Annotated in this window: 9 protein-coding genes; 6 read left to right on the plus strand and 3 right to left on the minus strand. The window is 42.5% G+C overall.

Features of this window, described 5'->3' with window-relative positions:
- Positions 1-106 precede the first annotated feature (106 nt).
- From GO495_RS28990 to hxsC, 4 genes are read left to right on the plus strand one after another with little or no spacing between them, the layout of a single operon-like run.
- Complete coding sequence (locus tag GO495_RS28990) at positions 107-874, plus strand: peptidoglycan-binding domain-containing protein (protein ID WP_157303447.1); 768 nt, start codon at positions 107-109, stop codon at positions 872-874.
- Positions 846-1,199, plus strand: coding sequence for a His-Xaa-Ser system protein HxsD (gene hxsD, locus GO495_RS28995; protein WP_157303448.1), 354 nt, complete (start codon positions 846-848; stop codon positions 1,197-1,199). Before GO495_RS28990 ends, hxsD begins: the two co-directional genes overlap by 29 nt.
- A 3-nt stretch (positions 1,200-1,202) precedes the next feature.
- The gene (gene hxsB, locus GO495_RS29000; protein WP_157303449.1) at positions 1,203-2,687 is read left to right on the plus strand and encodes a His-Xaa-Ser system radical SAM maturase HxsB; all 1,485 of its coding nucleotides are present in this window, start codon (positions 1,203-1,205) and stop codon (positions 2,685-2,687) included.
- A complete protein-coding gene (hxsC, locus tag GO495_RS29005; protein WP_157303450.1) occupies positions 2,671-3,801 on the plus strand; it encodes a His-Xaa-Ser system radical SAM maturase HxsC in 1,131 nt (376 codons plus the stop codon). Before hxsB ends, hxsC begins: the two co-directional genes overlap by 17 nt.
- A 76-nt stretch (positions 3,802-3,877) precedes the next feature.
- Here the strand turns inward: hxsC and GO495_RS29010 are convergent, their stop codons facing one another.
- Together GO495_RS29010 and GO495_RS29015 are read right to left on the minus strand one after the other, a co-directional pair.
- Positions 3,878-5,509, minus strand: coding sequence for a M28 family metallopeptidase (locus GO495_RS29010; RefSeq protein WP_157303451.1), 1,632 nt, complete (start codon positions 5,507-5,509; stop codon positions 3,878-3,880).
- 394 nt (positions 5,510-5,903) lie between these two features.
- On the minus strand, positions 5,904-7,121 hold the full coding sequence (locus tag GO495_RS29015; protein WP_157303452.1) for a PepSY-associated TM helix domain-containing protein: 1,218 nt from the start codon (positions 7,119-7,121) through the stop codon (positions 5,904-5,906).
- A gap of 262 nt (positions 7,122-7,383) precedes the next feature.
- Here GO495_RS29015 and GO495_RS29020 point away from each other — a divergent pair, with 262 nt between their 5' ends.
- Positions 7,384-8,385, plus strand: a complete 1,002-nt coding sequence (locus GO495_RS29020; RefSeq protein ID WP_157303453.1) for a helix-turn-helix domain-containing protein — start codon at positions 7,384-7,386, stop codon at positions 8,383-8,385.
- Between the two features lie 157 nt (positions 8,386-8,542).
- Positions 8,543-10,330, plus strand: coding sequence for a glycoside hydrolase family 2 protein (locus GO495_RS29025; RefSeq protein WP_157303454.1), 1,788 nt, complete (start codon positions 8,543-8,545; stop codon positions 10,328-10,330).
- On the opposite strand, the gene GO495_RS29030 is transcribed toward GO495_RS29025, so the two are convergent.
- Complete coding sequence (locus tag GO495_RS29030) at positions 10,307-10,801, minus strand: TlpA family protein disulfide reductase (RefSeq protein ID WP_157303455.1); 495 nt, start codon at positions 10,799-10,801, stop codon at positions 10,307-10,309. The two genes, GO495_RS29025 and GO495_RS29030, sit on opposite strands and share 24 nt — an antisense overlap.
- Positions 10,802-10,864: the final 63 nt, after the last annotated feature.

Genomic DNA, 10,864 nt, shown 5'->3' on the forward strand with positions numbered 1-10,864 from the left:
ATTTATTATCAATAGGCTATTGGTCGTTATATAGATTTATCCTACATTTATCCAAGCCTATTAGCATATCTCGTTATCAGACACATCAACCTATAAATTCATGTACATGAGCAACGAAAAGCATGGTTTCCTCCATCTTGTTAAGAAAAGTTTTGCCGTTCTTTCTGCAGCATTAAGCACCTTATCACAGACGAAAGCAGCAGTACCTGTTGTAAATAATCTGGGAACTGATGCCGGTAATAATATCAATGTTGAAGCCCTTCACAGGAATGTGCTGAAGCCAAAACTGATCCTAAAACTGAATATGGCAAACCCGGAGAATAGCCTGGTGGTCATGCACAGGTCTCATAGTTCGCATTCTTCTCATAGCTCGCACAGCTCGCATTATTCTTCGTCTTATAGTTCAGGTTCTAAGTCTTACAGTAGTTCTTCTGATTATTCTTCTGCTCCGGCTTCATCCGGCAGCAGCAGTAAATCAGCTACAAGCAGTAGCAGGAGCAGTGGGACAGCTACAAGCAGTTCCACACCTAAAGCTTCTATACAACCATTATCATCAACTGTTAAATATACAGAGACAGGTACTACCAGGTATTCTAAAAGCAGTGTTATTCCGGATAACAACAGTACGTATGAACTGGGCGACCGGGAATTATATAAAGGATGTGCAGGTCCGGACGTAAAGGAGTTACAAAGAATCCTGGCAGGATTTGATTATAAGATAACCATCACCAGCAACTTCCAGGAAGAAACTGAATTGGCAGTTAAGAAATTCCAGCAAAATAATTATATGGAAGTAACAGGCAGAGTATCCCGCGCAACCTTATCTCTCATGAAAAAGAACCAGAATGCGAACTTCTTTAACCATGGCAATTGATAGCAGGATTTACAGTGAGCAGGTCCTTTACAAATGCTTTTACTGGTTTAGTCAGGATTATACGGTAGATATCAGTATTGGCGAAGGGTCCTTCTATAATGTCCTTATTCAGCCAAATAAAGAAAACACTGTAGTAGATTGGGATACGCTGGCCGAAAAAGTAAAACAACAACTGATCGACTTTAAATTAAGGGATATCGTCAGCAATGAAACTAAAACGATCAGAGAGCTGATTGTAGCCAAAGCATTTGCCTGTTACGATATCGATACTACACCTCAGACTAATGTTTCCGACCCGGTTGGATTTATCCCTGCAATCATTTGAGTAATGACAAGAAAGTTTCTGCATGTAGAAAACTTTGGTGCGAATATCCCCTACTATCTCTTACCTTTTAGATTTCACCGTATCAATGAAACAAAGGAAGTGATCGTAAATGAAGTGGATGATTTTCTTGTAGTACCTGTTGGCACTGCGGCACAGATCATAGAGAGAAAAATCAACCGCAGGGAAGATGCTACTTTATATGGAGACCTGCTGGCCAACTTTTTTATTTCCGAACAACCAATACCGGAATTAATAGATGTACTGGCCACCCGCTATCGTACAAAAAAATCGTTCCTTGACCATTTTACATCCCTGCATATTTTTGTTATCAGCTTACGTTGTGAGCATACCTGTCATTATTGCCAGGTATCCCGCGTAACAGCAGATAAGGATAAGTTTGATATGGGAAGGGAACATATCAATGCAGGTATTGAAATGATGATGCGTTCGCCGAATCCACATGTAACCATGGAATTTCAGGGTGGAGAAGCATTGCTGGCCTTTGATAATATTGTCTATGCTGTTGAAAGGACAAAACAGGAAGCCGTTCTCAGGAATAAGAAAGTCAATTATGTCATCTGTACGAACCTTGCACCTCTTACGGAAGAAATATTAGCCTATTGTAAAGAGAATGCTATCCTTATCTCTACCTCTCTTGATGGCCCCGAATTTATTCATAATAAGAACCGGCATAAACCACATAGTAACAGCTATCAACTGGCGGTAGATGGCGTCATGAAATGCAGACAGGAATTAGGAGAGGAAAATGTTTCTGCATTGCTTACAACAACGAACCTGTCGTTACAACACCCGGAAGAAATTGTAGATGAATATGTGAACAGGGGCTTCAGGAATATTTTCTTAAGGCCTATAAGTCCGTATGGATTTGCCACAAAGAATGCCGGGAAAAACAAATATCAGACGACCGCCTTTCTCGAATTTTATAAGAAGGCGTTAAACACTATCATCTCTTATAATTTAAACGGGTATTATATCAGGGAAGATTATGCCAGCATCATTCTTAAAAAGATGCTTACGCCTTTTCCCGTGGGATATGTTGACCTGCAATCTCCTGCGGGTATTATCAATAGTGTGATCGTATTCAATTATGATGGCAAGATCTATGCTTCAGACGAAGCCAGGATGCTGGCAGAGATGAATGATTTTACTTTTTTATTAGGCGACCTCAGTGTAAATACTTACGAAGAAATTTTCTATGGAGAGAAGTCTATGGAACTGGCAGAAGTATTTACCAATGAATCCCTTCCTGGTTGTTCCGACTGTGCATTCCAAAGCTATTGCGGGGCAGATCCTGTATTCAATTATACCACACAGGGAGATACCTGGGGGCATCGTCCAACCAGTTCCTTTTGCCAAAGGAATATGGAGATCATGAGACATCTTATTGAATTAATGGACAGCGACAAGAAGATTGAAAAAGTATTCAGAAGCTGGATAACAGGTAAGACAGATGCAATTAAAAACTAAAGGTAAAGCGGCTGGTATTGCAGATCATATCGTTGGCAGAGTAACAAGGGATATTCATACCTCTGCAGAAATATTGATTACTGCGGATATCCCTGCCGACGTAAGTGATTTCCAGGTGATACTCACCACTATGCCTGACAATCCGGGTATAGACATGTCTTATGTATATGCGATTCCGGACCTTGCGTATTTATCAGATGGAGATATTGTTGTTGTGAATTCCGATGGTGTCGTGAATACATTGTACAGGGTGAACTCGCATCATAATTTTCTGCTGGTAACTGAACGGTGTAACAGTAATTGTCTGATGTGTTCTCAACCACCTAAAGACAAAGATGATACTGCGTATTTTTATGATATCCATTCTCAACTGATCCCTTTAATTCCTTCAGATTGCCCTGAACTCGGGATTACCGGCGGAGAGCCTACCTTACTGGGTTCCCGGTTCTTTTCTTTATTAGAACAGTTGCAGACTCATTTACCGGAGACGGAGATACATTGTCTTACTAACGGGCGCTCTTTTGCATGGCCTAATGTAGCCAGCAGACTGGGAGATTTATCTTATAACAGGCTGATGCTGGGCATTCCTCTTTATGCTGATTATAATGAACAACATGATTATATTGTTCAGGCAAAGGGGGCATTTGATCAGACAGTACAGGGGCTGTATAACTTAGAGAAAAACAATGTAAGGGTTGAATTGAGGATTGTGCTGCATCAACAGACTATCCCAAGATTAACCAGGCTTGCGAAGTATATATACAAGAATCTTCCCTTTGTAGAACATATTGCTTTTATGGGATTGGAGTACCAGGGATATACACCTCATAATATCAATAAGCTGTGGATCGATCCTGTGGAATACCAGGAGCCGTTAACAGAAGCAATGACTTACCTGGCGGATTACGGGATGAATGTTTCTTTATATAATTCTCAGTTGTGTACTACTCCTGAAATTCTATGGAAGTATACCAAACGATCTATCTCCGACTGGAAGAACATCTATATGGATGCCTGTGAACAATGTGCGGTATTAGATCAATGCGGAGGATTTTTCAAATCAAGTACGAATAAATATAGTGAATTCATCAAACCGATAACAGCGCATATTTAAATAAAAAGCGGCTATTTCGTTTTGAAATAGCCGCTTTTTATTTAAGGTCTTTGAAGGCAACCTTCACCCTCTCTATTTATTTCCTTTTATTCTTAAATTCTGATCCCTGTTTCCAACCCGGAAATTTACTTTCACTTCCCAGTGTCACTCCTACATCAAACAGCAGGCGAACATCTTCCACCATTCCCGAAAATTCCCAGGTACTATCCAGTTGGTCCGCAGGTGAGTGATAGCGTTCGTGCCCATAATTGGTCATGTGAGTGGGAGCCCAGGCAGTATCATGAAAAACAGAGATATTCCCGCTACCAGGATACAATGCCGGCACACCTACCTTAGCAAAGTTGAAATGATCTGAACGGAAAAACCAGCCATTGGAAGGGTTTGTTTCCGGAACAATGATACGCCCCTGCTTCTTAGCCGCTGCAGCAGCATAATCATCCAGATCAGACTGACCCAGACCGATAATAGTAATATCCTTTGTACGCCCGAAGAAGTTCAGTACGTCCATATTGATATCCACCACAGTAGAGTCCAGCGGGTACACCGGATGAGAAGCGTAGTATTCCGAGCCTAATAAGCCCTGTTCTTCGCCTGTAAGTGCAATAAATAGTATAGAACGGCGGGGGCGCTGTTTCAGCTTGCTAAAGCCCGTTGCAAGCTGTAATAAGGCAGCAGAACCAGAGGCATTGTCGGCCGCTCCGTTATAAATAGAATCTCCTTTAATCGCCTCTCCCACACCCAGATGGTCCCAGTGTGCAGAATAAATGATGTATTCATTTTTAAGGTCGGTACCAGGCCATTTGGCTATTACGTTATGTGAGCTGGACTTTTTGATCTTATTGGTGATGACCAGGGAAGTAGTGACATGTAACGGAACCGCTTTAAATCCACGCTTCTTTGCCTCATTCATCAAAGAGTCTGACACCCCGGCCAGTTTGAACAGCTTCTGTGCAGATGCCCTGGAAATCCAGCCTTCCATTGCCGCACGGGACATATTATCATCAGGGGTTTGTAAATCCAGCCGTGGTTTCGACCAGCCACTGCGCACTACCGCCCAACCATAACTGGCAGGCCCCATATCATGAATGATAATGACACCGGTAGCTCCCTGACGGGCAGCTTCTTCAAACTTATACGTCCAGCGGCCATAATAAGTCATTGTTTTGCCTTTGAACAGCGACTTATCATAAAATCCGGGATCATTCACCATTACTACGACGGTCTTGCCTTTTACATCAAGTCCTTCGTAATCATTCCAGTTATATTCAGGCGCTACGATTCCGAAGCCGGCAAATACCAGTTCAGAATTACTGATGGTCACTTTTTCCTGTACCCTGCGGGTAGCTATTACGTATTCATCCAGATAGGGCAGGCTAACGCTACCGTTTTTACCTTTGAACACCAGCGGGCCGTCTGGTTGGGAAGTCAATTCTACCATAGGAACTTCCTGGAAGTAACTATTACCGTTACCAGGCTCCAGCCCTATTTCCTTAAAGCGTTGTTCCAGATAATTGATCGCCTTCTCTTCACCAATGGTGAATGGTTTACGACCCTGGAACTCATCGGAGGCCAGTTTGCCGATGTCTTTGGCGAATCCGGCAGAGTCTATAGCTTTAATAGCAGTAGAGTCGCTGTTGGCGTCATTGCCACCAGTGCCCTTGCAGGCTGCCAGGGCTGCCAGGCACATGACCAGGTATAATGATTTCATTGAGAGATAGTTTGGACTAAGATAAAGCTAAATGTTTAATCCGCTTAGCGGGATAAAAATGGCAGTGACTCAGTTTGAATGTTATGACAATGTAGATTGCCAGATGTTATTGATAAATACACTGCATCTGACTGTTTAGTTCTCTGATCCAGCTTTGGAATATGGGTTCAGGATTTGTCTTTCAATTTAACTTCACCTAATATTCACGTCAGATAAGGTGTATTTATCAATAACATCTGGCACGAAGATTATGCAATCAAACTACGCTACTACCTAAAAAACTACGTTAGATATTATCTGATGTAGTCAAAGTGCGCGGTTAATATGCTTCAGGTATGAAGGAGACATGACGCAGACATGAAGGAGGTATGGATCATCCATGCATTAGCTCCTATTATATAGTAGCTTCCACCACTGTATTCTTTTCTGTTTTAGCTTTTTTCTTCCCCTTATTCAACCATACCAGCAAGCCCGTCACCGGCAAACTTGCACAGATCAGGCTAATGATGAATGCCAGGACCTTCCCTACTATCCCCCCGATAGCGCCCACGTGAATATCGTAGTTCATACCAATCAGCTTTTCTCCTGCATTCCGGTCTTTAGCCGTAATACGGCCCAGCATTTTACCGGAATGTTTATCAAACTGGAAATCATCCCGGTTATAATAGGTTTCCCTCCCATAATAAGCAGACATATACAAAGGAGCGGTAGCATCCGGTGCAACAGCGCTGGCACTGAAACGCTGTGCGTCCGGTATCTCCTTTACCATCCAGGCGTATGCGATATCCATTCCGTTAGCAGAAGCGATATGTAAGCTATCTGATTTAAAAGTTGCGTGTGCAGGAGGAGTTGTTGTACGGGCTGCCACTACATATACGGTAGCCTCGAACCATTTGAAGGCCCATACCATACCGGTAAAGGCCAATACCAATGCCAGCACCATACTGTAGAAGCCTAGTACATTGTGCAGATCATAGTTAACACGTTTGAACTTAGCAGACCATTTGATCTTAAAGCTCTGCTCACGGCTGGCTTTTGTCCATTTTTTAGGCCACCAGAGGATTAATCCGGTGATGAGTAAGATCACAAAGATGAATGTACTCCAGCCTACGATCTGTTCTCCTACGGGACCATTTAATAATAAGCTCCAGTGGAGATATTTGACAACAATAAAGAAATCGTGCTTATAATCGTGGATACCAGTGATAGCGCCTGTATATGGATTTACAAATACACTTCCATAATAGTCTACCGCACCGAAGACGGTAACAGCCTTCTCATTGCCTGCTTTATACACCATAAATTCCCAGGCCCTGTTGGGTTCCCTGTAGAAGGTCATATAGCGGATGCCCTTGTCTTTACCGATGGCAGCCTGTGCTTTTTCCTGCAATACGCCTGGCGGTAGTACCGGAGTAGATTGAGGCGTTACAAAAAGCATATCCTTGTAGATCACTTCAGAGATCTCTTTCTGGAATACGAATAAACACCCGGTAATACTGACTATAAAGACTATCAGTCCGGATGCAAGTCCGAGCCAGAGATGTAACCAGGCATTTAATCTCTTCAGCCAGGATTTGCCTTTTTTTCCTGGCGGCTGATTCTGTTTACTCATTCATTACGATTTGAATCCACGCATCTAAGTGGTTTCACAAACAAGTGATTGATAATAAATCAATTACCAGGACGCATAGGTTGATGGGCTTATTTGAGTTTGAGGGGGCAAAGGTGGGTTTTTGTCCCAAAAAAAACGAGACGGATCAGGAAAACTATTTACGCAAAACGGAATAATCAATGTTGTTAAAATACTCTTAAATGTCGACTAATTAGGGGTATGGCAGTCTTACTGCAGTACTTCTATCTAATTTGGTATACAGATGACCCTACCATTGTCAATTACAACCCTCAATGGGCATGCTATACTTTTCGCGCCCGGTTTGCCCCTCGCCTTTACCAGTTTCCAGCTGCAGGGTGCTACCCCATATTATGCGCACAGTGATAGTTTTGGCCACCTTATTTATCAGCAGATCACTACTGAAAGATATACTGCCTGGGTAAGTCATTATATCATTACTAATCCCGCTGATTTCAGGGTTACTGCCAATGTAAGCGATCTGCTGATGCATTATACGGTAAAAGGCACCATGTATTATATGCTTGAAGATAAGGAAAGCCCCACCAGTGATCATCAGTTGAATATCGTGATTGCAGATAATCTGCATCATGTAATAAGGTTTAAGTCGCCGGGAATTTATATTGCGGTCAATGTACATCTTCCTATTGTTGAACTGGAAGAATACACCAACAGTTTTCCTGTTGTGAATCCCTTCCTCGAAAAAATAGAGCACGGTGACGCTGTTACTTTACTTGAACAAAGTATGGTTGCTCCTGAGCGCCTGCGGAATATTATTAACGATATTATGGAACGCCAGCTTCCCAGTATCGCCAGTGAAAAATACAGAGAACAAAAGACAGGAGAACTCATTATAGAATCACTCGATATGCTTTCACGTTACCTCACAGACAATAACGGCCTCAATGCGGCCGATCATGAAAAAGGAGAGCGCACAGAGATACATCTGCTGCAACATCTGCAGGCATCTTCTCCTCCTACATTAAAGCAACTGGCCAAGTTTGCCGGTACCAATGAAAAGAAACTGGAAGATATTTTCCGGTGCAGGCATGGACTGACAGTATATGACTTCTTCCAGAATGCCAGGATGAAAATCATTTACCGGAAACTAACTGAAACATATACTCCTTTACAGGACCTGGCAGAAGAATTCGGATATACGGATTATTCCAGCTTCTCCTATGCAGTAAAGAAACGGTTTGCATTTAGTCCCAGAGAACTGAGAAAGAAAAGCAAATTAGTATGAAAAGATATTCCCTGTCTCCAAACTTTTTTCTCTTAACCCTAGGTTATTTTAGTCGCCCGTTTTCGAACTTTAGAGCGCGACTATAAAAAACATTTAATGGTATATTGAGGAAAAATAACGTCCTGATTTTCTAATCGGGACATCATTTTTATAACCCATGAAGCTCCTGATCTTTGTTATCCTGCTCATTCCCATTTATACAAAGGCAAATACCATTACTTCCGGCTGGCACATGCAGCCAATACCAGTACAAACCCGCTGGGCTAAACAGGTAGACCCGGGCCATGTACTACCCGAATATCCCCGTCCGCAAATGGTACGTAACAACTGGCAAAACCTGAATGGACTATGGAAATATGCCGTTACCGACTGGGACGCACCTTTACCTGCTGTATTTGACGGTGAAATACTGGTGCCCTTCCCGATTGAATCTGCCCTGTCCGGAGTCCGGCAGGCCTTTTACCCTATGCAGCGGTTATGGTATAAACGGACCATCACAAAACCTGATACAAAGAACGATCAACGTGTACTGCTACATTTTGGCGCAGTAGACTGGAAAGCGACCGTTTATCTGAACGGGAAATTGATTGGCTCACACCTGGGTGGCTATCAGCATTTCTCTTTTGATATTACCGCATCATTGAAGAATGGTGAAAATGAGCTGGTGGTAAGTGTGTTCGATCCCACTAATATGGGTAACAACCCTCACGGCAAACAAACATTACGCCCCAGGAATATCCTCTATACGGCCTGTAGTGGTATATGGCAGACAGTATGGATGGAGACGGTCCCTGCCGCCTATATCAACGCATTGTACATGACACCTGATATTGATGCCAACTGTTTAGAGTTGCATGTATTCACCACAGGTACTTCAAAAGACTATACCATAGAAGCCATAGCCACTACTTCTGATAATAAGGTTTCTACTATTACCGGTGCCCCGGGAGCTTTACTGGAATTACCGGTGGAGAACCCTCACCTATGGAGTCCCGACGATCCTTTTTTATATAATCTCTCTGTAAGATTATTATATAAAGGCAAGGTGATAGATACCGTGTACAGTTATTTTGGGATGCGGAAAATCTCAGTAAAAAATGAAAGGTTATATCTCAATAATAAATACCTGTTTCATCTGGGAGTGCTGGACCAGGGTTACTGGCCGGAAGGATTATATACCGCGCCAACAGACAGCGCAATGCAGTTTGATATACAAACGATCAAAGACATGGGATTTAACACCATCCGGAAACATGTGAAAGTAGAGCCTGACCGCTGGTACTATTATGCAGATAAATTAGGCATGCTGGTATGGCAGGATATGATTACCTGCGCCAGTTATTCTGCTTTTTCAGCAGCTGAATTTGAATCGGAAAATGAGGATAATATATTACAGTTGCATAACTTCCCCTCTATTGTAATGTGGGTACTTTTTAATGAGGGATGGGGAAGATATGATCAGAAAAGACTGACCGGATATGTAAAAGAATTAGATCCTTCCCGGCTGGTGAACGGGCATTCAGGGGAGAATATGGATGAAGATGCGCCCCCTTTATTAAGAGATATGTGGATCGGCAGCGATATTGCAGATATACACCGTTATCCGGGTCCCGGGCTGGCACCCACTTTACCCGGCAAAGCCAGTGTGCTGGGGGAATGGGGTGGCGTACGCGTAAGCACCCCTGGTCACCAGTGGAGTGCTTCCAAAAGCTGGGGATACCTGGATGTTCCCGCAACTGAATTCGCCAGTCAATATGCATATATGATCCGCAAGTTATGCCGCTATGAAAAAGACGGGCTCTCGGGTTCTATCTATACCCAGCCTTATGATATCGAATCTGAGGAGAACGGGTTAATGACATACGACCGGAAAGTGATGAAAATCCCAATAGCTCAGCTAAAGAAGATCAATGCACAAGTATCAGTTGTCGAGATTACTCAGTAGATCGCTGGTGGGCACTTTGCCTGAAAACGTTTCCTGCAATTTTTTATCTCCGTTATACACTGCCATGAAAGGAACTCCTTTTACTTTAAAAGAATCAATAAAGAAATTCTTATAATCCAGATTCATAGTAATATTAGGATATTTATCCAGCTTAAACTCTTTCATATAGTCTTTTACTTCTGAATAGGGAGAGTTGGTCACCATATAAATATGGGTATCCTTAAATTTATTGATGTCTTTAATGATATCTTCCAGCTGCGCACGACAGTAAGGACAATAAGTAGCAAAATAAAAGAATAGTACAGGTTTTCCGGCAGGAATGTTCTGTGTACTTAAATAGGTAGTACTATCACTGAGCAACAAATTAAACGCCGGCATTTTAGTACCCACCCATTCTCCGGTTGTAGTACGCTCTTTAGCAAAACAGCCTGACAAACCAATCATTAATATCAATACGGTTAACAACTTCATACTGGGGAAATTTACATCTGTAAAAGTAGACCTACTACGCTTTGCAGCACTTAGGAGATAGCG

This window comes from Chitinophaga oryziterrae (assembly GCF_009758125.1).
Taxonomy (GTDB): domain Bacteria; phylum Bacteroidota; class Bacteroidia; order Chitinophagales; family Chitinophagaceae; genus Chitinophaga; species Chitinophaga oryziterrae.

What these genes read in the sequence shown, in the direction of transcription:
- GO495_RS29010 (WP_157303451.1), bottom strand. Translation starts at nt 5,509, where the DNA reads ATGAAATCATTATACCTGGTCATGTGCCTGGCAGCCCTGGCAGCCTGC.
- GO495_RS29030 (WP_157303455.1), bottom strand. Translation starts at nt 10,801, where the DNA reads ATGAAGTTGTTAACCGTATTGATATTAATGATTGGTTTGTCAGGCTGT.
- GO495_RS29025 (WP_157303454.1), top strand. Translation starts at nt 8,543, where the DNA reads ATGAAGCTCCTGATCTTTGTTATCCTGCTCATTCCCATTTATACAAAG.
- hxsB (WP_157303449.1), top strand. Translation starts at nt 1,203, where the DNA reads ATGACAAGAAAGTTTCTGCATGTAGAAAACTTTGGTGCGAATATCCCC.
- GO495_RS29015 (WP_157303452.1), bottom strand. Translation starts at nt 7,121, where the DNA reads ATGAGTAAACAGAATCAGCCGCCAGGAAAAAAAGGCAAATCCTGGCTG.
- hxsC (WP_157303450.1), top strand. Translation starts at nt 2,671, where the DNA reads ATGCAATTAAAAACTAAAGGTAAAGCGGCTGGTATTGCAGATCATATC.
- GO495_RS28990 (WP_157303447.1), top strand. Translation starts at nt 107, where the DNA reads ATGAGCAACGAAAAGCATGGTTTCCTCCATCTTGTTAAGAAAAGTTTT.
- hxsD (WP_157303448.1), top strand. Translation starts at nt 846, where the DNA reads ATGCGAACTTCTTTAACCATGGCAATTGATAGCAGGATTTACAGTGAG.
- GO495_RS29020 (WP_157303453.1), top strand. Translation starts at nt 7,384, where the DNA reads ATGACCCTACCATTGTCAATTACAACCCTCAATGGGCATGCTATACTT.